The organism is Methylobacillus pratensis, from assembly GCF_054072455.1.
Genome location: NZ_JBSUSR010000003.1, coordinates 351,966 through 372,246, shown reverse-complemented (window position 1 = coordinate 372,246; position 20,281 = coordinate 351,966). Strand labels below are relative to the sequence as shown.

Here is a 20,281-nt window from a genome sequence, read left to right as displayed (position 1 = left end):
TTCCCACCTACCAACCGTCGCTACTCAAAAGGAATGACAATGGCAGACCTATTTTCCTCATACCAGTTGAAAGATGTCGAATTAAAAAACCGCATTGCGGTGCCGCCCATGTGCCAATACATGGCGACCGACGGCCTGGCCAATGATTGGCATCAGGCCCACTACGCTTCGCTTGCGCGTGGCGGCAGCGGCCTCGTGATCGTCGAAGCCACTGCCGTCGCGCCCGAAGGACGCATCACTCCGCATTGCCTGGGTTTGTGGAATGACGCGCAAGCGGAACAGTTGCGTTCGATCGCGGCCGCAATCAAGGCTGCCGGAGCCGTGCCCGGCATCCAGATCGCCCATGCGGGGCGCAAGGCCAGCGCCAATATTCCCTGGGAAGGCGACGACCACATTCCCGAGGGCGATGCCCGTGGCTGGCAACCCATCGCGCCCTCGGCCAAGGCATTCGGCGGCTTGCTGCCGCGTGTGCCGACCGCCATGAGCGTTGCCGACATCCAACGGGTGCAGCAAAACTTTGTCGATGCCGCCCGGCGCGCCGTCGCAGCGGGGTTCGAATGGCTGGAGCTGCACTTCGCCCACGGCTACCTGGCGCAGAGCTTTACCTCCATCCATTCCAACCTCCGTACCGATGAATATGGCGGCAACCTCGAAAACCGGGGCCGCTTCACGCGCGAAACCCTGGCGGCCGTGCGCAAGGTCTGGCCCGAAAACCTGCCATTGACCGCACGTTTCGGCGTGCTGGAATTCGACGGGCAGGACGAACAAACATTGAGCGAATCCATCCAGCTGGTCAATGAGTGGAAACAGCTTGGCCTGGACATGCTCAGCGTCAGCATCGGGTTCAGCACCCCAGAGGCAAAGATTCCGTGGGGGCCTGCCTTCCTTGCCCCGATCGCCCAGCGCGTGCGCAACGAGGCCAATATCCCGGTGTCCTCCGCCTGGGGATTCGGCGCGCCCGACCTTGCCGACCAGGCCGTCCGCAACGAACAGCTGGACATTGCCATGATAGGCCGCGCCCATCTCGAGAATCCGAACTGGACCTACCAAGCAGCCAAGGAACTGAACAAGGAAAACCCGGCCTGGGTGCTTCCGCCTCCTTATGCCCATTGGCTGGCGCGTTACCACGACCCAAGGCAACGCTAACCATCCTCGCCATCCCGATCAGCCTACACGGCTCATCGGGGTGAGCGCGATCAGCTCAACCACATCTTCCACAAAAGCCTGGGCCAGGCGGCATGTCAGGCACGCATGACATTGCGTATTGGCCTTGGCTTTTCTTCCCGGATCGGCAGATTCACCAACGCCGCCGCAATCGCCAGCACGATGTCGGCATACCACATCCATGAATAATCTCCATTCATGTATAGGGCGACCCCGCCCAGCCATGCCCCGAAAAATCCGCCGACCTGGTGGCTGAGCAAGGCCAGGCCGAACAGCGTGGCTAAATAGCGCGGACCGAACAGCTTGCCGATCAGCCCGGCAGTCGGCGGCACCGTAGACAGCCAAGTGAGGCCCAATACCGCTGCGAATAGATAAAAGGTCAATTCCGTCTTCGGCGCGAGCAGGTAAAAACCAATCGCCACGGCCCGGGAAGCATACATCCAGAACAACAGCATTTTCATCCGGCGGGTCTGGCCCAGCCAGCCTGCATAAAGGCTTCCGAGCACGTTGGCCAACCCGATGATCGCAATCGATGTCGCGCTGATGGAGGCAGGCAGCCCGCAAAGGTCGATCTCTCCCGGCAGGTGGGTCACCAGGAAAGCGATATGGAAGCCGCAGGTGAAAAACCCTGCATGCAGGCAAAGATAGCTGCGATCCTTGAATGCGATGCGCACCTGGTCCGCCAGCGTCATGCGGCCCAATGAATCAGCCGTCTGCGAATGAACCGCGGCTTTCCTTTCCCTCAACGGAATCGCCAGCCCGATGGCGCTCAGCGAAGTCACGGCCAGCACCATGATGGCCGTGACCCAGTTGAATGCATGGATGAGCGCCTGGGCGAACGGGGCGAAAATAAACTGGCCCAAAGAACCCCCGGCATTGATCACGCCTGCGGCAAATGACCGCTGCTCGCCAGGCAACCGTTGCGCCGCGGCTCCCATCAGGATGGAAAAACTCCCTGCGCCTGCCCCCACTGCCGTCATGATGCCCACCGCGAAAACCAAGCCCAACCCTGACTGCATGAACGGGGTGATCGCCAGCCCGATGGCCATCATCACAGTCCCCAGCACGATGACCTTGAACGAGCTCACCCTGTCGGCCAGCATGCCGAAGAGCGGCTGGGCCACGCCCCAGGCCAATTGTGCAATCGCCATGGCCATGCTGACCGTCACAATGCCCAGGCCGGTGGATGCGTTCAAGGGCGAAACGAATAGGCCCATGGATTGCCGGATGCCCATGGTGACAGCCAGAATGGCTGCGGCAGAGACCACCAATGTCCAGAAAGTCCGCTTAGCGCTCATTTCCATCAACACCTAAATTTTTATTGATATGCTTGAGGCTGAGTAGAATACATGCGAACTGGCGGCATGTGTTCCTCCTGCCATCAATGCGCACGAATCATGACGCAATCTGGCATGATCAAGATTGACGGTGTTCTACATGCCTTCGGACAAGCAGAGCACAACATTGGCATGAATACTTGCCGCCATTCAACATCTTGCGGCGCACAACGGGAAGGTCGATATGCATAACCCTAGTATATTCAGAGAAGAACGCTTGGATGTTTTATACCAGCTGATCACTGAGCATCCGCTCGCCACGCTCATTACGTCCGGCCCGCAAGGCTTGATGGCAAACCTGCTTCCCTTCGCGCTCCACCTGGATGGGGAAAATGGCGTCTTGCGCGCCCACCTTGCCAGGGGAAACAAACAACTGGACGAACTCCGTGCAGGCGGAGAAGCATTGGTGGTTTTCCAGGGGCCGCAATTTTATGTCACGCCCTCGTGGTATCCGTCCAAAGCAGAACACGGCAAAGTCGTCCCGACCTGGAATTACACCATGGTCCAGGTGCGGGGAACTCCCCTCGTGATTGACGACCCTGATTGGCTATTGGCACAGGCCAGCCACTTGACGCAGCACAACGAAGCAGAACGAACCCAGCCTTGGCAGGTTGCAGATGCGCCGGCAGATTTCATTGCATCCCAATTGAAAGCGATTGTGGGCGTGGAAATTCCGATCCAGTCCATTGCGGGCAAATTCAAGCTAAGCCAGAACAGAAGCGCGCAGGACAGACAAGGCGTCATGCAAGGTTACGAGACAGAGCAATTTCCCGGGGAATAATGCGGTGGGTCGTAGAAGCTGTGCGCTCGCGAATTACACCGCAAGAAGCGGAGTGCTTGCGATTGAACTCGACGATATCCTGAATACATGGACAGGATGAGGATATCGCAATGGAACCCGGCATGAGCAAACCGGCTTATCTTTCCGACGAGGCACGCTGGCAAGCAGTCGCCAACCGGGATGCGGCGGCGGACGGTTGTTTCGTCTATGGCGTGAAGACTACCAGAATCTATTGCAAGCCCAGCTCCCCGTCCCGGCTGCCCAAGCGTGAAAATGTGGAATTTTTCGCCACCCCGGCATTGGCCGAAGCCGCCGGTTACCGGCCCAGCCAGCGGACGCAAGACAAAAATACGGTCGCCACTGAAAGGGCCGGCCTGGTCGCCAAGGCATGCAAACTCATCGAGGCATCGGAAACGCCGCCCAACCTGGAAGCATTGGCCGAACGCATCGGCCTGAGCGCCTATCATTTTCACCGCATCTTCAAGGCAGAAACGGGATTGACGCCCAAGGCCTACGCAACCGCCTACCGCGGCCGCAAGCTGCGGGAAGAACTGAACACGCCGGATATTTCCGTCACGGATGCCATTTACGGCGCCGGCTTCAATTCCAACAGCCGCTATTATGAGACTGCAGACCAATTGCTCGGCATGCGCGCGAGCGATTACCGGGCCGGCGGCCCAGGCGCCGTCATCCGTTTTGCCGTCGGGCAATGTTCGCTGGGCGCGATCCTGGTCGCACAAAGCCGAAAGGGAATATGCGCCATCCTGTTGGGCGACGATCCTGAACAGATCGTGCGGGACCTGCAGGACCAATTCCCCAAGGCCCAACTGGTTGGCGGCGACCAGGATTTCGAGCAGCTGGTCGCCCAGGTCGTCGGCTTCGTCGAAGCGCCGTCGCTCGGCTTGAACCTGCCGCTGGATATCCGCGGCACCGCATTCCAGGAGCGGATATGGAAAATCCTGAGAGAAATCCCGCCCGGCGCTACCGTCAGCTATGCCGAGGTTGCGGAACGCACGGGCTGCCCGCGCGCGGTCCGTGCCGTGGCGCAGGCCTGCGGCGCCAACAAGATCGCGGTCGCGATTCCCTGCCACCGCGTGGTGCGGCGGGATGGCGATATCTCCGGCTATCGCTGGGGCGTCGAGCGCAAACGCGAGTTGCTCGCGCGCGAGCAGGAATCATGAATATCGTGCCGCTCGCGGCTTTGAATTTAGGAACCAACTATCTTTCAATCGCCATCCGGGGATATTTCTTGCACTGCGTGATAGGAGACAGTGAATGCCGCACCTATCGTTATTGATGGAAAGAATGAATACGCCGATTGGACAAATGCTGCTCGTCACGGACGAACATCAACGCGTTCGCGCCCTGGATTGGCACGATCATGAAGACCGCCTGCACCTCTTGATGCAAAGGCAATACCGTGGCGATACCGTCATGTTGAATACGCATTCAGGAACATCTCCAGCGGCCTTGGCAATGCAGGCGTATTTTGAAGGCGACCTTCAGATCATAGACACTATCGCGATTGCAACCGGAGGCACCGACTTCCAGAGAACGGTGTGGAAAGCATTAAGGGATATCATCCCGGGAACGCCCATCAGCTACGCCGCCCTGGCGGAGAAAATAGGCAAGCCCTCGGCCGTGCGTGCCGTTGGGCTGGCGAATGGCGCCAATCCGGTCGGCATTATCGTGCCATGCCATAGAGTGATCGGGTCCGACAAATCCCTGACCGGATATGGGGGAGGACTGGAACGTAAAAAATGGCTGCTGAATCATGAACTGCCTAAAACAACAGCAGGGCAATTTAGCTTGCACTATTGATCAGCGTCTTAACCAAGGACTTGGCATGGCCAACGAAATCGCTGCCTTGCTGGCTTCTTTCTGTAATGGCCGCCCCTTCCACCACTAGCGCCAATTGCAATGCCAAGGCCTCGGCCTGCTTGATGCCGGCCTTCTCAGCTAACTCCGCAAACTGACTTCTCAATTGCCTGGAAAACTCCCGGGATCTCTGATTGACCGGATGATCAGACTGGGGAAACTCGACGCCGGCCTTGATCGAGGCAAACCCTTTGAAATCCTTTTCCCCGATGATATCCAGCAGGCCGACGACCAATGCCTCCAGTTCAGCCAACGCGCTTTCCTGCCGTGACGCCTCGGCCAGCCTTTGCCAGAGCTTCTCTTCCTGGGTGCGAAGGTGCTCGATGATGAGAAGCTCCTTCGACTTGAAGTATTTGTACAAGGTCACCTTGGCGACCTGCGCCTGGGCGGCGATGTTGTCCACGCTCGTCGAATTGATGCCTTGCCTGGAAAACAAATCGCCAGCTACCTCCAAGATGTACTCACGCATCCGCCTTGCCATATCAAACGCCCATTCCCAATATTATCTTTTGCTTGTTTTGCAACTTGGAGTAGCACTCCCAAGCCCGATGTTGTTCGTACCATGCCAACAATGCTTCCAGCTTCCGGCTATCCAATGCCGGGTTACTGGATAACCCAGACTGCACGACGTGCATGTAAGTCTGCAACTGATCCTGGGGAACGCTCGCATAGCTGGGGGCCGGGCAGATTCCCGACTGAATATTGCGTTTGAAGGCAAGCGCCTTGAGCAGCAGGTCCGGGTTGATGGCGTCCACAACCGCAGCTTCTTGATATTCGGTGCCCTGCTGGGCAAATTGCGCCTGTTGATGTTGTCCTGAAGGCCAGACATGCAGGCCGAGAATAGCGATGGCAGTCACTGCCGCGGCATACCCGCCTGCCAGCAAGGATTTCTCAATCCTCGTCGCGAGCGGCGGCCGCGCGTCCGCCAATACAGCCTTTGCCGCCTGTTGGGCGGTTAGCAACGCGCCCGTCCCGGGACTGCGCAATTCCTCAGCGACCGCCCCTTGCAACAAAATCATCAACTGTGCGACGGCGGCTGCAGGATTCTGCAGCTTCGCTACCGTAGCGAGTCGAAGCAAGTGCGCGCTTAATACGGGACAGGCCGCAGCCAAAGAATGTTGCGATGCATACTCCTCAAGCGCCCTCTCCCGGATACCGGGCGCATTCAGCCAAGTATCGAGAAGGGAATATACGCACAGCAGCTTCTCGGCCGGTTTTTTGCCGCTGCGTTCTATCATGTGGATCAACCATGCGCTATTGAGTAAATCCATTGCCTTACCTTATATGTACTATACCGTTCATTCTGACACATATGCGTTCATCGAGTTATGAATGCAGTCTGGTGAAACAGCGCGGTAACTTCAGTTATTTGGCGGCTTCGCTCAACTGTTCGACCTTATCCTTGATCAATTGGGCAAGTTTTTCCGCTGTGCGCATCGTCGTGTTTTTATCGCTCCACGAACTCTCCAGCTGGGCAGACTTGGACATGACGACAGCACGCTTTTTGACGTCCACCAAGATCAATCGTGGATAGACAAATAAATAGGTGGGTTTCAAGGCCACGCCAATCACCAGGTAATCCGCCCCGGTTTCCTTGTTGAGCTCAATCGCCGTTTCTACGTTGTCATAAAGATAGGTAGGCGAATGCTGCTCCACCTCCGATTTCACCTTGGCACCTTCCTGGATGACATTCACTCCCTTGTTTTTAAGCGCTTCCTTGAACTTGGTCGACAATAAATCGATGCGCTGCAGCTCTTCCGGCGCATTAGGCAGATTGGTCAGATCATTGAGCTCGAATGCCAACACTACGACTTTGGGCGACTGTTCAACCGCGAGGACAGTTCCCCACAACCCCAAGCCCAGGACTACCATCAATAATTTAAAAACCATGTGCATATTACAATCTCCATAGACTTTCCCGATAAAACCAAACCGTTTAGTTTAAAACCAAACTGTATAGTACATTTTTAGCATGAAGATGCAAAACTTCTTTTGCATTCCATCCTAGCGAGCATCTGGATCAGCTGCGCCCTTCATCCACAAACCCTCAATTTGAAAGACTATGCAAATGCAAATGAAAAAGCCGAGCCCCTAGGGCCACGAGGAAAGGTACGTAACCAAGTGAGCGACAAAATGCCAAGTAAAGATGAATCGGCAGAGTTATCGCTGTTGCCGTACGGCTTGGATTGGCATCTGTGGATTGACGATGAGGTATGGTGAGGTCTGCAGGCGTCAGATTTGGCTGGGATGCCGATGATGCAGCCGCTGACGGTGACTTTTTCGTGGATATTGCCCAGAGATAGGCAAAATCTCTCGCTTACAAAGCATCTTGCAAATCCACTACTTTATATTTGCAACATAATTTGAGAAGAATTCTGGCAATCGAACTCCAGGCTTGCATTGTTTTTTTATGCAATGATCAGCATTTTCCCCTTAAGTCCTTGCTTGGTTTCGCTGATACCAGTCCTTGCTGCGATTGACGATACAAACTACTGCGAGCATGGCCGGAACTTCAATCAGAACGCCAACGACCGTGGCTAAGGCCGCCCCCGAATGCAAGCCAAACAAACTGATAGCGGTGGCAACTGCCAATTCAAAAAAGTTACTCGCACCGATCAAGGCTGAGGGACAAGCCACGCTATGTTGTTCACGCGCTTTGTAGTTCAGCCAATAGGCCAGTCCAGCATTGAAGAATACCTGGATCAAGATAGGGACTGCCAGGAGTGCAATGACAAGTGGCTGATCAATGATGGAGCGCCCCTGAAAGCCGAACAACAAAATCAATGTCAGCAATAATGCAGCAATCGACCAGCTACCCGCAGCTTTCATGACCCGCTCAAAACTAGCTTGTCCTTTGGCCAGCACTACCTTGCGCAGCAATTGAGCCACCCACACCGGAATCACAATATAAAGCACAACAGATGTCGTGAGCGTAGCCCACGGCACGCTGATCGCAGAAATGCCCAGCAGCAACCCGACCAAGGGAGCAAAGCCAAAGATCATGATGGTATCGTTCAGTGCTACTTGGGATAAGGTAAACAAGGGGTCGCCTTGCGTGAGCCGGCTCCAGACAAACACCATCGCCGTGCAAGGAGCGGCAGCGAGCAGTATTAATCCGGCGATGTAGCTGTCTACCTGATCAGCAGGCAGCATGCCGCCAAACAGATGTCGAATGAATAACCAGGCAAGCAATGTCATTGAGAATGGCTTGATCAGCCAATTCACAAATAGCGTGATACCGATACCTTTGACGTGCCGGCGTACTTGCCCCAGAGCCGAAAAATCCACCTTGGCCAGCATAGGGATGATCATGACCCAGATCAAAAACCCAACCGGTAAGTTCACTTGGGCAAATTCAAGCCGGGCAATCGCCTGGAATACGTCAGGCCAAAGCTGCCCTAAGGAAACCCCTATCAGTATGCACAAGGCTACCCAGAGGGTGAGATAGCGTTCAAACATACTCATTTGATGCTATCCAGCAAGTGTTTGATATCGGAGGCACTCATGGACTCGACTGGCAGGCTGATGAAGCGTTCCACGCAATGCTGTATCTGCCCGCGGATGCGTGAAAAAGCAATCCGCTTATCTTCATCGCTACCTTCAATAGCGGCGGGATCTTCAAAACCCCAATGTCCTGAAACCGGAGTACCAGGCCAGATGGGGCAGGCTTCTCCGGCTGCGTTATCACAAACAGTAATGACAATATCCATCCTTGGGGCCTCTGGTTTGGCAAACTCATCCCAGCTCTTGCTACGCAATTCTTCGGTGGAATACCCAAGGTCAGCAATTTGCTCGATGGCGAAGGGATTCACTTTGCCCGTGGGGTTACTGCCGGCACTATAGGCCTTGAACCTGCCCTGACCTAATTTGTTGAACAAGGCCTCTGCCATGATGCTTCTGGCGGAGTTGCCTGTGCAAAGGATGAGGACATTGAAAGTTTTAATGGTCATTTGGCTGATGCTTTAGAAAGTTGAAATTGCACTGGAGTGCACGGAACGCCGCCACAGCAATTCTCAGTGAGGTAGGCCAGGACACTGTGCATGTGCTCGTAATTGGCTGAGTAGATGACAAAACGGCCTTCATTACGCGACGTCACTAGCTGAGCATGGCTGAGTTCTTTCATATGGAAAGATAATGAAGATGGGGCGATGCCCAAAGACTCGCTGATCTTGCCTGCGGCCAAACCAGCTGTCCCAGCCTGCACGAGAAGTCGATATATTGAGAGCCGGGATTCCTGAGCAAGAGCGGCTAAAGCTGTAACGATGATTTTTGATTCCATATTTCAATAATATTTGAATAATAGAACCAAATCAATCAACGCATAATCACGATTTGCTTATTTAAACTGGGTAGGCTGACCTCGGCATTGGCCAGGGCGAATAATGGCATGATGCCGAATGCCACCCAGGAATGAAGTGCCATTTGGATGCGAGTCACCGGCGGCGGCTCGCGTTGGGCAATACGGAGCTTACGCAGTGGTTGTGCCAGTTGTTAGTTATCTGAGGATGCTTTCTTGAGCAACTGGCGATGAACGCGTGAGAAAGCACCGGGGCCATGAGCCCGAAGACTACGCCAGCCAGGCTGGGATGGGCTCCGGTGATGAGCAACCCGATCCAGATGATGGCACTAGGCAGAACCTATGCCCATATGCTGTAGCAGGATGAGGCTGCTAATACTCTGGATTTAAATTGCAAACGACATGACCCACCCCCCCTAGCGCAGCTATCAGGACGACTAGGGCAGGCGGTACACGGCCATAAACCAGCAGCCCAAATGCAGTCAGCGCAAGCCCAAAGTCTGCTGTGCTATGAATGGAGCTGGTCCACACCGGATCATAAAGGGCTGACAGCAGGATACCGACCACACTGGCGTTGATCCCTGCTATTGTAGTTTGGATACCCTGGCGGTGGCGGAGGCTTTCCCATAAAGGTAGCGCGCCGATAAGCACCAGACAAGCCGGCAGGAAGATTACCCCAAGTAGCACGAACCCACCTAACCAGCCGTGTAGTGGCCCCTGAGCCACGGCGCCCAGATATGCCGCGAAGGCGAACAGCGGCCCAGGTACAGCTTGAGCTGCGCCATAGCCTGCTAGAAAATCAGCATTGCTCACTGTTCCACTGGGTATGACCGTGGCCTGGAGTAACGGTAAGACGACGTGACCGCCACCAAAGACAAGTGCGCCAGAGTAATAAACGCCTTGGAGCAGTGCCCAGCTCGAAGAACCGCTGACCGCAGCCCATAGTGGCAGGACAACTAATGATACGGCAAATAGCAGCAAGACGACGATGCCGAGTTTGCGCGAGACGGGATATACATGTGCTTGACTAATAACCTGCTGTGATAAAGTGAGTCGCCAGCGGCCCAGCAGGCCTCCAACGACGATGGCAGCGATCTGTCCCGTGACAGTTGGCAGGAGCAGGGTCAGAAGCGCGCCTAGGATAGCCAGGACGGCACGAGGCTGATCTGGGCATAGCGACTTGGCCATATTCCAGACCGCCTGCGCTACTATTGCCACTGCGACGACCTTCAAACCATGCACCCAGCCTGATTCGATCAATCCTTGGTGCTGAATGATGCCGAAGGCGAATAGGATCAGCGCTATTGCCGATGGCAAGGTAAAGCCCGCCCAAGCCGCCAGCATGCCCGGCCAGCCCGCCCGACCCAGGCCTAGCGCCATACCAACTTGGCTGCTAGTCGGTCCCGGGAGAAGCTGGCATAGTGCGACAAGATCAGAATAGCCACGGTCATCAATCCAGCAGCGACGCTCGACGAATTCCGTACGGAAATAGCCCAGGTGTGCGATAGGACCGCCAAAAGAGGTTAGTCCCAGCCTTAAAAACACCAAAAAAACATGCCAGGCATTGTCATGCACTGTGGTGGCCGATACTGACATCACATGGCTTTCTGCTACAGGTGCCGAGACAAGGCTTCGACCCTATTCTTGCGTTCGCCGTATCGGTCGACAAGTAACGGGGAGATATCACGAGTGAGTATAGTGAACTTCACCAACTCTTCCATGACATCCACCACCCGGTCATAGTCGCTAGAAGGCTTCATGCGACCAGCCTCATCAAACGCCTGAAATGCTTTGAGCAATGATACCTCTACATTAGCTAAGCCATCGTCATGTGTATTCATTGAGGCCAATCCTTGTCTACTGTCGCCGATACCAAATCTTACTATTATTGACGATGTACACCACGGCCAGCATCGCTGGAACTTTAATTAACACGCCAAGACGGCGGAAGGCAGGGTTAAATAGTGGCTTACTGCACAAGTTCAAGAGGACTCTTGAGTCGCGCCTCCGTGTGCTGGCAGCAACGATTCGCGCTTCTCCGCCCATTTCAGCATTGCATCCAAAGCGGGGCACAAGGCCTGCCCCCACTCCGTCAGTCGGTACTCAACCTTTGGGGGTACCTGTGGGTAAAGCTTGCGTGAAACGATCCCGTCCGCTTCCAACTGACGAAGTTGCTGGGCCAGCATCTTCTGAGAAATCCCGGGGATCAGCTTCTCAAAGTCGGAATAGCGTTGCGCTTGCCCACCGAAAAGATGGAAAAGAATGATCAGCTTCCATCGGCCTTCCAGTAGCCGAATGACTTCTTCTACGCCAACGGCGGCAGTGGCGGGTGTATATATCTTTCCCATGGCTCAGTAACTTACTTTTTAGTGCGTTCTTGATAGTTTGAAAGTATATGGCGAAAATTCTCATACAGTAAATCACAGCGAGAACGCAACCATGCCCCTTTCACTACCGGATCCAGTCTCCGTTTACTTCGAGATCAGCAATGGCTCGGACATCTCTCAAATTTCCCATTGCTTCACATCGGATACGATTGTTGTGGACGAAGGCAAGACGCATCGGGGGCATGTAGCCATCCAAGCATGGCAGCGTGAGGCACAGAAGGCATTCAAGTACACGGTTGAGCCTGTCAGCGTTTCCCGAGAAGGAGATCGCTTGAAGGTCACAGCCAATGTCGTCGGCAATTTCCCTGGCAGCCCGGCGCAACTCGACCACGTGTTCGGCGTGGATGGCGACAAGATCAAGTTACTGGAGATCGGTTGATGTCCATGAACCTGGAATTACAAGGGCCTTTCATTTCACTGCCTGCAGCAGGATCAAACTGCAGGTGAACGATTCCCTACAAACCTTCCTTCTGATAGACACCTCCAAGGCCGATCCAACCCCCAATTGCTCCAAGGGCGCAGCAGGTAATCGAACACTCGCGCTATTACCCCATTAAAGATATCCAGCAAGGTAGCCAAATATAACCATCCTTCACGGGGTTCAACCAGGGTGCAACCGTATAGCAACTCAATCTCTCGACCCTAGAAGGCCTATACCATCATGATATAGGCCTTGCTGCTTACATGCTTCCCAAGTCCTCTATGGCATCGATCACCATGCCAGTGCCAATAGCGATCATGAGAATGTCTGCTGCCACTCTGACATATTTATAGCCACGCGGTGGTGGGTCCAGTCTGGCCATGATGACTGGAGGTAGGTCGTAATACACGACATCGCGCGGTAGTGGATAACCTCTACGCCATTTTTTGGCTTGTCCTGGCGGCATGCAGCCATTATTCTTTTTCGCTAACCCAGGTGGGCAATGGCCTGCGTGGTATTGATCGCGATAGTAGTCCTGGATGATGACGCGTTGGTTGGTGGAGAAGTGGATGTCGATATCGATGTTGCCTCCATCCCTGCGACCATCGTAGGAGTAACGGTCAGAGCCTCCTCCTTGTTGTTGCTGTTTTTTCATTTGTCCGGGAGGGCCACCATTTCCATTGCCTTTTCCGTGTGGTGGGTCTGCCAGTAGCGGGCTGCTTAAACTCAGGCTGATACAGAAGGCTGAGATGCCCAGCAATATCTGTTTGACTGTTGCGTTCATGGCTCTCTCCATAGTTGTGAGAATATAAGTTTTATTATGATGGGGTTTTGCAATGTTGAGACTGAATATCATTTATTTTTATTAAAATCAGCCACTTCCAGTTCGAACGGCCTATTGTAACTAATCCTGGACTATAGAAATACGCGCCATAACAATAAATCATTGAATCAATCATTCCAGTTGCCCTCTCTGTCAGGTATTTTTCATGCTGAGCAATTGGAAAGAGCAAGCATTTGCATTCCAGACCCGCCACATGCCGTCGATCATGGCGAACTATGTCAGCCATTGTGGAATAGGCGCGGACAATTCTTTCAACGCCTATGGCCTACTCGGCGTCCTGCAGAGCGTGGACGCGCTTGCCGACTGTTTCTGTATAACTGATCCCGCCACCCAAGCAACGCAGGCACTATCGTCGCCTTGACCAACGGCAGCATATCCTCCTCCACTTAGGGTTGTCCCATTAATATCAGAGAACATACTCTTGAATTCAATAATCTAGTTTTCGATTGCAAAAATCTTGATGTAAATTTCAGGCGACAAAAAATGTCGTTTGCAATTTAACTCGAGACTCTCATCTAATTAAAATCAGATACTTAAAAATAATCCAGCAAAATCATTTGCTTAGAGTTTGCAACTCAAAAATGAGATTGAGCAGTTTTTTTGCAACCCAACTCGAGATTTAGCTAAATATATGTTTTTAATGTGAATTAACCCCCCTGGACTTAAACGCTCTTCTGCATTTTTCCACTCAAGAAAATGCTTCAAAGCATCTGAAGCAGGTAGCTGAGCCTTAGCAGCTTCAATACGCATAAGCACTTGGTCTCTTTCTACTGAATCGCCCCCACTTTCGTGACGCGGCGCAGCTCAGCCTGAAGGCGACGGATTTCTGCTTGCTGATTGGAGACGTGCTGTAGTTCGTCTTCGGGTTGTAAAACATCTCGATGTAATCAAATACATCCGAGATTGGCCAGCCCTGTCCCGGATGGCTATTGGGAAGGGTGTCAGGGCCTAATTGGCAGAATCAAAGTGCAGTCGTTCATAACAGCATTTCACTGTGCGTTCCTACAACTTCAACTATGGGTTTTAACTTACCAAAGACGGATTCAGTGCTATATACCCCGAAAACCCTTGCGTCCCCGCTTGCGACGCTTCCGAGTTGAAGTGGTTGGTGGGTGATTCGAAGCCTTTTTGCAGCGTGACCGCCATAAAACAAACGCAATAGCAGTTAAAAACAAACCCAAAACAGCTTGAATGGCTGTTATCAGTGGCAGTCGTTGGTTTCCTGAATCAAGCGCATATGCAGAATTCTGATATGAACACACCACTCGATTACCTTCATGTATCTGCCATGCCCCATATTGGTCTGGGTCTAGCCATGCGCTTATATATTGGCCTTCAGATAGCCCGCTAGGAAACGGGCCGCAAAAATCGACACAGAACGAAATCTGGTCAGTGTCTGTGTTTAGTAGAACTCGAGTGCCGCAACTTTCTTTAGATCTTGGGAGTTCAAGACTCCGTATAGTGCCGGAACGCATAATCAAATCGTCATATGCTGGTAACGGATGAAGCAACATAGCAAATGGCCATATCGGAGCTATAAGGATTAGTAAGATACCCATTCCAAGCCATGGAAATCGTGATACTGGCGCTTTACACTCTTCATATATAAACCGCTTTATGGTCTCAATGTTCAAACCCTGTCTACTCTCTTGTAAATTTTATGACGAAGAAGCGTTAAGTCTACTTTTTATCGACTATTGAAGTACATGGCTGCAGTCCCTTGCGATTCTTGGCTTCGATATTTTGTGTCGTCTATTGAATTGCAAGTATAGAGATGGGGCATTACACCTTTATTATTTATAGGCTACTTTTCTAAGTGGTATCGTTCTTAGGCTAGGGTCAGTAGCCTCTACCTTGAAATGCTTGGTGAGCTGGTGTTTCTGGATGGCTGGTTCGAAATGGGAGCACATGATTATCGCCAGTAAAGGAGCGCTAGGTGATAGAGAAAGGCAATAGCCGATACCCCGACCAGCCACCTAAGCAGTTTGATGCTGATAATACTTTTGGGCGTTTCAGGATTGGAGGTATGGCAAGAGGGGGCTATGTGCTATCGGCGGTGTAAGAAATTATTTGTAAACGGTCATTTGGTAGGAAACTGCCTTAACTGATGCTGTCGGCAATATCACGCTATGCATTCTCGAACGCCCATGGCAGCTGCTCAGCATCACTGATGTGGAAATAGCTGGGGACAACCCCAGCCTACTGGCAGATGCTTATTTATTGCCAATAATTACGGTGCCAGGCTATTTGGCTTAGTGCTCAGTAGCCACTCCTTAAAACATTCCACTGGCAATCTATAGTCATCCATCGAGTGGGATGGCAGCACTTCGTTTGAATTTTTTGATTCTAAGATCGTAGCCCATTGGGTTTCGACATCCTGCATAACTCTCAATACCCGCGCTATCCCTGGGGCATGAGTTTTACTCCCAGCATAGTAGGCATTGAATTGTGAACACCAATTCGCAATTTGTTTGTGAGTATAAGGTGCCATCTCTGGCTTTGTTCCCCACGTCAGCACCTGAATGGCTGAAAGATAGGTGAACGGGAGATGTATCACACCCATTGGGAGCGTTTTGCTATGTGGGGTGTACAAGCTTCTATTGGTACTCAATGTTAGTTAATTCTGGAGCTCAGAATGGGCATGCTTTGAATACGAGCTCTAGATTCAGCAGACATGCTGGATCGGAGTGTTCTAAGCTTTAGTTGTGGACAATTCTACCGCTAACCCTACGGCTTTCCACTCGGGTACTCCCCCAATCAAACGTAATGCGGTGAGGCCATTTTCACGCAGTATTGTGACAGCCTCACTGGAGAGTACACAGTAAGGGTCACGGCAGTATGCGATGATTTGAGATTCGTTTGGCAGCTCGCCCAATCTGGGCACCAAGTCTTTGAGTGGAATATTAACTGCACCAGGCAAATGGCCCTGCGCAAACTCTTCATCAGGGCGCACATCCAACAGCACGATAGACTCATCGGCCATGCGACGTACTAACTCTTGGATGGAAATGGCCTCCATGTTGTCCCGCTGGTAACGGCTATCTAATACGACCTGCCGAATGATGCCCTGCTGAAACTCCGCATAATCTCTTAATGCCACCAGGATATTTGCCACGGGCCCATCTCCCAGACGATACAACATATGTTTCCCGTCCCGCCGTGTTTGCACGAAACCAGCGCGCTTTAGGTGCTGCAGGTGCTGTGATGCATTGGCAATCGAGAGCCCCGTTAGCTCAGCCAGACGTTCTACAGCCTGTTCCCCATTGGCAGCGTGCTCTAGCAATGTGAGGCGGTGCGGGTGTCCCAAAGTCTTCGCTAGTTCAGCCAGAGGAGCGAAGCGACTATAGATAATTTGCGGATCAGGAGTGTTCATTGACAGTAAGATAGCATTAGACTAACATTCAATCAATCAATTGAGTGTTATTGAGTGGAATTGAAATGAATGAAGTTATAAACGGTACTGCCATTAACGCACTATGGTCGTGTCTGGTACTTGCTATCGCGGCCAGTAGCATCTCCTACACCATTACCCAAACAGAGTTGTTTGTTCCTCTGCGAGCCTGGACGCAAAAGCTTGGGCACATGACTGGGTATCTGTTTAGTTGTTTCTACTGCATGAGTCACTGGGTCATTTTTGCTGGCATCAGCATCTATCGCCCTGTATTGATCAACAGCGATTACCTGATCATTGATCTGCTCGTCTCTGCATTTTTCACTATTGCGATCTCAGCGTTTATTTCTGGTTTCATCTTCAAAGTCTTTTTAACCGCCATGGCCATGAAGATCAAGGAAAAGGAAATCAAGGAGATTCTTTCCAAGAAATAACGCTCAGTCATCGAGCGTATACCCCATCGTCTATATGGATTGCATCCATGTCAAAATTAGGGATTCAGACACAGTCCGGCTGAGGGTGATTCTAGATTTTTCCTTCAATTGAAAAAATCATAGCTCAAGCATCAACAAATAACACTTTCCCGCTAATAAACCCATCAACAGATCTTTCGAATGCTTTGCCAACTAGGGAACCTGGGACTGGTTGGAAGCCAGGCATCATGTCGCCATAAACTTCCCACGCTTCTTCTAACACCGTTGGGTTTACTGCATTGATACGAATCCCTCGTGGCAATTCATGTGCAACACATGTGACAAATGTATCTATTGCGCCACTGGTCGTGGAATCAGCAATAGCCATCGGAATAGGTTTGATATTGAGAATCCCGGATATCAGCGTAAAAGAGCCGCCGTCATTGATGTATTCAAGGCCTACCTTCACCAAATTGATCTGCCCCATCATCTTGCTTGCGACAGTAGTGTCCCATTGATCATCCGTCATCTCAGTAAAGGCTGCATACTCACATCTAAGGGCTCCCTACGGAGCCCTTTTTATCGTCTTAAACCCTTCTCAGCACTGGACTTCACCTGCTCGGGGTTAATGTGTGTAAGCTTGCCTTTGCCATAACATGAAACTGCAAGTCGCCATCGTCATCATCGCTGTGGCATACAGGTATCCCTGGCCTAGGACGTAAGGGACTACCATGGCAGAAATCAGCACGAAGACTAACGACTGAATAAATGCCTGTACTGAGGCGGCAGTGCCTTTTCTTTCGGGAAATATATCCAATAGCATCACCATGACCCCAGGCAGAATCAAAGTCAGTCCAAAGGTATATGCGAAAATTGGGATAACGGCCCAAGCCAGTGATTGCAGTGTGAACGCGGAGCTCATGACATTCACAAATGCGGCACTAAGTAAAATCGCATAGCCAATCCTGATCAATGTCTTGTTTTTGACTTTCCCGGAGGAAGCGGAAGAGACAGCAGAGCCAATTACCAGCCCGGCCACGATAGGTATAAACAGCCAGCCGAAATCCAAGGACGTGAGCTGAAGTACATTGAATACAAAATCATGCGCACCAGCCACATATATCAGGAAGCCGCCAAAACCCAGGCCCACACTTAGTGACAAGTTTACAAAATGGCGGTTGGTTACGATCTCATAGTAGTTGCCTAATATCTGCCAAGGCTTAAAAGGCACCCTCTTCTCCGTGGGCAAGGACTCTCCCAGCCACGCAAAACACATTGCCAAGGCTAAGATCCCCAGCGCTGCCAAGAATACAAAGCTCGCCTGCCATGGGAAGTACTGGTGCATCCAACCACCTGCCAAAGGAGCAACTGCAGGAGCCAGACCAAATAACATCGTGACTTTAGCGATTAACTTTTGAGCTACAACCCCATCGAATTGATCCCGAATAATCGCTTGCCCGACCACCATGCCTGCGCCTACAAATAACCCTTGGATTGCCCGATAGATCAATAGCCACAAAAAACTGTCCGTCATTGCGCAGCCAAGGGAAGTCAGCGTAAATCCGATCAACGCCACAATAATGATGGGCTTCCTCCCAAAGCTGTCTGACAACGCACCATGAAATAGCATCATCACGGTGAACGAAATCAAATATACCGTTAAGCTTTGCTGTGCTTGCACCTGGCTGATATTGAAATGGGCTTCCATGTCTGGAAAATACGGAAAATAAGTATCCGTCGTAAATGGGCCTAGCATCGCCAATAAAGCCAAGCAGGCTACCAAGGCGAAGCTGCCCACTTTGTTAGAGTTATTCAATCGTTCAGGCATATATTTTCTTTGGATCACGCGAAATAAAAGGATGAGGAGCATTTAATCTAGCCCTAATGGCTGCAGTGGGAGGCAATATCCCTCCCGCTGCATGACTATCAATAAAGACGCCAATACAGATAAGCCTTACTGGAGATTGCCGCCCAAGGCCTTATACAGCTGCAACTCGCTAATCAATTGTTCGCGCTGAGTGATGATGAACTGCTGTTCCGCCTGATAAACGGTACGTTGGGCATCTAGCACGGTGAGGTAGTCATCCACACCGGAGTCATAGCGGTTTTGTGCCAGAGTCAAATAAGACGATGCATTACTATAATAGGCGGCCTGAGCGTCCAGTTGATTGATGTAGGTTCTTCTTGCTGCCAAACCATTGGCGACTTCCTGGAAGGCTGTTTGAATTGCCTTCTCGTATTGCTTCACTTGGATTTCCTTCTGGATTTCGGCGTAATTCAGATTGGCTTTCAATCGACCCGCAGTAAAAATCGGCAGATTGATTTGAGGCGAAAACGACCACGCGCCTGAGCCACTACCCAGCAGGCCTGATAGCTCATTGCTCGCGGTACCGAGTGAGGCGGTCAACGAAATGCTTGGGAAGAATGCGGCCCGCGCAGCCCCGATATTGGCATTGGCCGCTTTAAGTTGATGCTCTGCCGCCTGGATATCTGGCCTAGCCAATAGGACTTCTGAATTCAGACCAACAGGGAAATCCTCCAATTGATCCTTGATCACAAAGTTTTCAGGGCTGTTCAGGCGAATGGCTTCTTTAGTCCCTACAAGCAACTGCAGCGCATTGAGGTCTTGAGCTACCAGTCTGGTGTATTGCTCAACGTCCGACCGCGCAGTTTCAACTTGAATAGCCGCTTGCTTGAGGCTGATCGCTGAGATCAGCCCGGCATTCAGATTGGTCTCCAACAAGTCATATGTTTGCTTGTAGGTTTTCAGGGACTGCTGACTCACTTCCAGCAATCTCCTGTCAGACTGCAAGGTGAAGTAGCTTTCCCCAACACTGGTGATCAGGCTCAAATATGCTGCTCGCAAATTCTCTGCATTCGCAAAATATTGCTCCAACGCCTGTGCATTCAGGCTTCTTACTCGGCCGAACAGGTCAAGCTCATATGAGGTCACGCCTATAGAGGCTGAATACTGCGTCAACATCCAATCCTGGTTGGCCGGAGACAATGCAGCTGGGGTACGTGACCGGGTGAGACCACCTGTGGCATTGAGCTGAGGGAACAACTCTGATCGCTGTATCCTGTATAAAGCCTGATAGGCCTCTACATTGCTCATCGCGATGCTAATGTCTTTGTTGTTGTATAGCGCAAGCACGACCAACTTCTGCAGCTCTTTATCTTTAAAAAAGTGCTTCCAAAACGGCAGTACTGACTCTGCTGACTCATTGGCGACCTCACTTCCGGCGGGAAATGTATTTGCCACCGGTGATTGAGGCCGTTGGTACTCAGGCAGGAAGGAGCAAGCCCCTAATGCCATGCTCAGTGCCAATACAATTATTTTGTAATTCATTTCTGCAATACCTCTTCAA

Annotated in this window: 23 protein-coding genes and 1 pseudogene; 7 read left to right on the top strand and 17 right to left on the bottom strand. The window is 51.9% G+C overall.

Features of this window, described 5'->3' with window-relative positions; genetic code table 11:
* The first annotated feature begins 39 nt into the window (after positions 1–39).
* Positions 40–1,146, top strand: a complete 1,107-nt coding sequence (locus tag ACW4YW_RS09240) for an NADH:flavin oxidoreductase/NADH oxidase (RefSeq protein WP_457137266.1) — start codon at positions 40–42, stop codon at positions 1,144–1,146.
* 95 nt (positions 1,147–1,241) lie between these two features.
* Here the strand turns inward: ACW4YW_RS09240 and ACW4YW_RS09235 are convergent, their stop codons facing one another.
* Positions 1,242–2,462, bottom strand: coding sequence for an MFS transporter (locus tag ACW4YW_RS09235; protein WP_457137265.1), 1,221 nt, complete (start codon positions 2,460–2,462; stop codon positions 1,242–1,244).
* Between the two features lie 223 nt (positions 2,463–2,685).
* Between ACW4YW_RS09235 and ACW4YW_RS09230 the strand changes: the two genes are divergently transcribed.
* From ACW4YW_RS09230 to ACW4YW_RS09220, 3 genes are all read left to right on the top strand, one after another.
* Positions 2,686–3,282, top strand: coding sequence for an FMN-binding negative transcriptional regulator (locus ACW4YW_RS09230; protein ID WP_457137264.1), 597 nt, complete (start codon positions 2,686–2,688; stop codon positions 3,280–3,282).
* 122 nt (positions 3,283–3,404) lie between these two features.
* Entirely contained in the window at positions 3,405–4,463 is a 1,059-nt protein-coding gene (ada, locus tag ACW4YW_RS09225) for a bifunctional DNA-binding transcriptional regulator/O6-methylguanine-DNA methyltransferase Ada (protein WP_457137263.1), read from the top strand.
* A gap of 94 nt (positions 4,464–4,557) precedes the next feature.
* Positions 4,558–5,103, top strand: coding sequence for a methylated-DNA--[protein]-cysteine S-methyltransferase (locus ACW4YW_RS09220; RefSeq protein WP_309564281.1), 546 nt, complete (start codon positions 4,558–4,560; stop codon positions 5,101–5,103).
* Here ACW4YW_RS09220 and ACW4YW_RS09215 read toward each other — a convergent pair.
* From ACW4YW_RS09215 to ACW4YW_RS09170, 10 genes are all read right to left on the bottom strand, one after another.
* Positions 5,087–5,629 (bottom strand): TetR/AcrR family transcriptional regulator, encoded by a 543-nt coding sequence (locus ACW4YW_RS09215; RefSeq protein ID WP_407995575.1) that lies wholly within the window; start codon positions 5,627–5,629, stop codon positions 5,087–5,089. The genes ACW4YW_RS09220 and ACW4YW_RS09215 overlap by 17 nt on opposite strands.
* A gap of 13 nt (positions 5,630–5,642) precedes the next feature.
* Complete coding sequence (locus tag ACW4YW_RS09210; RefSeq protein WP_457137262.1) at positions 5,643–6,398, bottom strand: hypothetical protein; 756 nt, start codon at positions 6,396–6,398, stop codon at positions 5,643–5,645.
* 127 nt (positions 6,399–6,525) lie between these two features.
* Positions 6,526–7,050, bottom strand: a complete 525-nt coding sequence (locus ACW4YW_RS09205; RefSeq protein WP_457137261.1) for a DUF2380 domain-containing protein — start codon at positions 7,048–7,050, stop codon at positions 6,526–6,528.
* A gap of 543 nt (positions 7,051–7,593) precedes the next feature.
* A complete protein-coding gene (arsB, locus tag ACW4YW_RS09200) occupies positions 7,594–8,625 on the bottom strand; it encodes an ACR3 family arsenite efflux transporter (protein WP_457137260.1) in 1,032 nt (343 codons plus the stop codon).
* Complete coding sequence (locus tag ACW4YW_RS09195; protein WP_407994638.1) at positions 8,622–9,110, bottom strand: arsenate reductase ArsC; 489 nt, start codon at positions 9,108–9,110, stop codon at positions 8,622–8,624. The genes arsB and ACW4YW_RS09195 overlap by 4 nt, the downstream gene beginning before the upstream one ends.
* Complete coding sequence (locus ACW4YW_RS09190) at positions 9,107–9,439, bottom strand: ArsR/SmtB family transcription factor (RefSeq protein ID WP_309564274.1); 333 nt, start codon at positions 9,437–9,439, stop codon at positions 9,107–9,109. The genes ACW4YW_RS09195 and ACW4YW_RS09190 overlap by 4 nt, the downstream gene beginning before the upstream one ends.
* 35 nt (positions 9,440–9,474) lie before the next feature.
* Positions 9,475–9,621, bottom strand: coding sequence for a Na+/H+ antiporter NhaA (locus tag ACW4YW_RS09185; protein ID WP_457137310.1), 147 nt, complete (start codon positions 9,619–9,621; stop codon positions 9,475–9,477).
* Positions 9,622–9,829: 208 nt separating this feature from the next.
* Positions 9,830–11,053: a chromate efflux transporter gene (chrA, locus tag ACW4YW_RS09180; protein WP_457137259.1), complete on the bottom strand. Its 1,224-nt coding sequence runs from the start codon at positions 11,051–11,053 to the stop codon at positions 9,830–9,832.
* Positions 11,054–11,067: 14 nt separating this feature from the next.
* Positions 11,068–11,217, bottom strand: coding sequence for a hypothetical protein (locus tag ACW4YW_RS09175; RefSeq protein ID WP_457137258.1), 150 nt, complete (start codon positions 11,215–11,217; stop codon positions 11,068–11,070).
* Positions 11,218–11,439: 222 nt separating this feature from the next.
* A complete protein-coding gene (locus tag ACW4YW_RS09170) occupies positions 11,440–11,805 on the bottom strand; it encodes a winged helix-turn-helix transcriptional regulator (RefSeq protein ID WP_407994637.1) in 366 nt (121 codons plus the stop codon).
* Between the two features lie 91 nt (positions 11,806–11,896).
* Between ACW4YW_RS09170 and ACW4YW_RS09165 the strand changes: the two genes are divergently transcribed.
* Positions 11,897–12,223, top strand: a complete 327-nt coding sequence (locus ACW4YW_RS09165) for a nuclear transport factor 2 family protein (protein ID WP_407994636.1) — start codon at positions 11,897–11,899, stop codon at positions 12,221–12,223.
* A gap of 301 nt (positions 12,224–12,524) precedes the next feature.
* Here ACW4YW_RS09165 and ACW4YW_RS09160 read toward each other — a convergent pair whose 3' ends face one another.
* Positions 12,525–13,049, bottom strand: coding sequence for an RcnB family protein (locus ACW4YW_RS09160; RefSeq protein WP_407994635.1), 525 nt, complete (start codon positions 13,047–13,049; stop codon positions 12,525–12,527).
* A gap of 205 nt (positions 13,050–13,254) precedes the next feature.
* On the opposite strand from ACW4YW_RS09160, the gene ACW4YW_RS09155 reads away from it, so the two are divergent.
* Positions 13,255–13,470: a hypothetical protein gene (locus ACW4YW_RS09155; RefSeq protein ID WP_407994634.1), complete on the top strand. Its 216-nt coding sequence runs from the start codon at positions 13,255–13,257 to the stop codon at positions 13,468–13,470.
* A 200-nt stretch (positions 13,471–13,670) separates the two neighbouring features.
* On the opposite strand, the gene ACW4YW_RS09150 is transcribed toward ACW4YW_RS09155, so the two are convergent.
* Both ACW4YW_RS09150 and ACW4YW_RS09145 read right to left on the bottom strand, forming a co-directional pair.
* Complete coding sequence (locus ACW4YW_RS09150; protein WP_407994633.1) at positions 13,671–13,859, bottom strand: hypothetical protein; 189 nt, start codon at positions 13,857–13,859, stop codon at positions 13,671–13,673.
* Between the two features lie 1,942 nt (positions 13,860–15,801).
* Positions 15,802–16,482, bottom strand: coding sequence for an ArsR/SmtB family transcription factor (locus tag ACW4YW_RS09145; RefSeq protein WP_407994632.1), 681 nt, complete (start codon positions 16,480–16,482; stop codon positions 15,802–15,804).
* A gap of 65 nt (positions 16,483–16,547) precedes the next feature.
* On the opposite strand from ACW4YW_RS09145, the gene ACW4YW_RS09140 reads away from it, so the two are divergent.
* Complete coding sequence (locus ACW4YW_RS09140) at positions 16,548–16,934, top strand: hypothetical protein (protein WP_407994631.1); 387 nt, start codon at positions 16,548–16,550, stop codon at positions 16,932–16,934.
* Positions 16,935–17,058: 124 nt separating this feature from the next.
* Here the strand turns inward: ACW4YW_RS09140 and ACW4YW_RS09135 are convergent.
* From ACW4YW_RS09135 to ACW4YW_RS09125, 3 genes and pseudogenes are all read right to left on the bottom strand, one after another.
* Positions 17,059–17,454 (bottom strand): annotated as a pseudogene (locus ACW4YW_RS09135) (short chain dehydrogenase); the annotation flags it as partial.
* Positions 17,455–17,538: 84 nt separating this feature from the next.
* Positions 17,539–18,783, bottom strand: a complete 1,245-nt coding sequence (locus ACW4YW_RS09130) for a multidrug effflux MFS transporter (RefSeq protein WP_407994630.1) — start codon at positions 18,781–18,783, stop codon at positions 17,539–17,541.
* Between the two features lie 84 nt (positions 18,784–18,867).
* Positions 18,868–20,262, bottom strand: coding sequence for an efflux transporter outer membrane subunit (locus ACW4YW_RS09125; RefSeq protein ID WP_407994629.1), 1,395 nt, complete (start codon positions 20,260–20,262; stop codon positions 18,868–18,870).
* Between the last annotated feature and the right edge of the window lie 19 nt (positions 20,263–20,281).

Excerpts from the sequence above, each read along its gene's own strand:
- ACW4YW_RS09155 (WP_407994634.1), top strand. The coding sequence starts at position 13,255 with ATGCTGAGCAATTGGAAAGAGCAAGCATTTGCATTCCAGACCCGCCAC.
- ACW4YW_RS09130 (WP_407994630.1), bottom strand. The coding sequence starts at position 18,783 with ATGCTCCTCATCCTTTTATTTCGCGTGATCCAAAGAAAATATATGCCT.
- ACW4YW_RS09220 (WP_309564281.1), top strand. The coding sequence starts at position 4,558 with ATGCCGCACCTATCGTTATTGATGGAAAGAATGAATACGCCGATTGGA.
- arsB (WP_457137260.1), bottom strand. The coding sequence starts at position 8,625 with ATGAGTATGTTTGAACGCTATCTCACCCTCTGGGTAGCCTTGTGCATA.
- ACW4YW_RS09190 (WP_309564274.1), bottom strand. The coding sequence starts at position 9,439 with ATGGAATCAAAAATCATCGTTACAGCTTTAGCCGCTCTTGCTCAGGAA.
- ACW4YW_RS09175 (WP_457137258.1), bottom strand. The coding sequence starts at position 11,217 with ATGAAGCCTTCTAGCGACTATGACCGGGTGGTGGATGTCATGGAAGAG.
- ACW4YW_RS09230 (WP_457137264.1), top strand. The coding sequence starts at position 2,686 with ATGCATAACCCTAGTATATTCAGAGAAGAACGCTTGGATGTTTTATAC.
- ACW4YW_RS09195 (WP_407994638.1), bottom strand. The coding sequence starts at position 9,110 with ATGACCATTAAAACTTTCAATGTCCTCATCCTTTGCACAGGCAACTCC.
- ACW4YW_RS09240 (WP_457137266.1), top strand. The coding sequence starts at position 40 with ATGGCAGACCTATTTTCCTCATACCAGTTGAAAGATGTCGAATTAAAA.
- ACW4YW_RS09205 (WP_457137261.1), bottom strand. The coding sequence starts at position 7,050 with ATGGTTTTTAAATTATTGATGGTAGTCCTGGGCTTGGGGTTGTGGGGA.
- ACW4YW_RS09210 (WP_457137262.1), bottom strand. The coding sequence starts at position 6,398 with ATGATAGAACGCAGCGGCAAAAAACCGGCCGAGAAGCTGCTGTGCGTA.
- ACW4YW_RS09125 (WP_407994629.1), bottom strand. The coding sequence starts at position 20,262 with ATGAATTACAAAATAATTGTATTGGCACTGAGCATGGCATTAGGGGCT.
- ada (WP_457137263.1), top strand. The coding sequence starts at position 3,405 with ATGAGCAAACCGGCTTATCTTTCCGACGAGGCACGCTGGCAAGCAGTC.
- ACW4YW_RS09140 (WP_407994631.1), top strand. The coding sequence starts at position 16,548 with ATGAATGAAGTTATAAACGGTACTGCCATTAACGCACTATGGTCGTGT.
- ACW4YW_RS09165 (WP_407994636.1), top strand. The coding sequence starts at position 11,897 with ATGCCCCTTTCACTACCGGATCCAGTCTCCGTTTACTTCGAGATCAGC.
- ACW4YW_RS09145 (WP_407994632.1), bottom strand. The coding sequence starts at position 16,482 with ATGAACACTCCTGATCCGCAAATTATCTATAGTCGCTTCGCTCCTCTG.
- ACW4YW_RS09235 (WP_457137265.1), bottom strand. The coding sequence starts at position 2,462 with ATGAGCGCTAAGCGGACTTTCTGGACATTGGTGGTCTCTGCCGCAGCC.
- ACW4YW_RS09150 (WP_407994633.1), bottom strand. The coding sequence starts at position 13,859 with ATGCGTATTGAAGCTGCTAAGGCTCAGCTACCTGCTTCAGATGCTTTG.
- ACW4YW_RS09170 (WP_407994637.1), bottom strand. The coding sequence starts at position 11,805 with ATGGGAAAGATATATACACCCGCCACTGCCGCCGTTGGCGTAGAAGAA.
- ACW4YW_RS09160 (WP_407994635.1), bottom strand. The coding sequence starts at position 13,049 with ATGAACGCAACAGTCAAACAGATATTGCTGGGCATCTCAGCCTTCTGT.
- chrA (WP_457137259.1), bottom strand. The coding sequence starts at position 11,053 with ATGTCAGTATCGGCCACCACAGTGCATGACAATGCCTGGCATGTTTTT.
- ACW4YW_RS09215 (WP_407995575.1), bottom strand. The coding sequence starts at position 5,629 with ATGCGTGAGTACATCTTGGAGGTAGCTGGCGATTTGTTTTCCAGGCAA.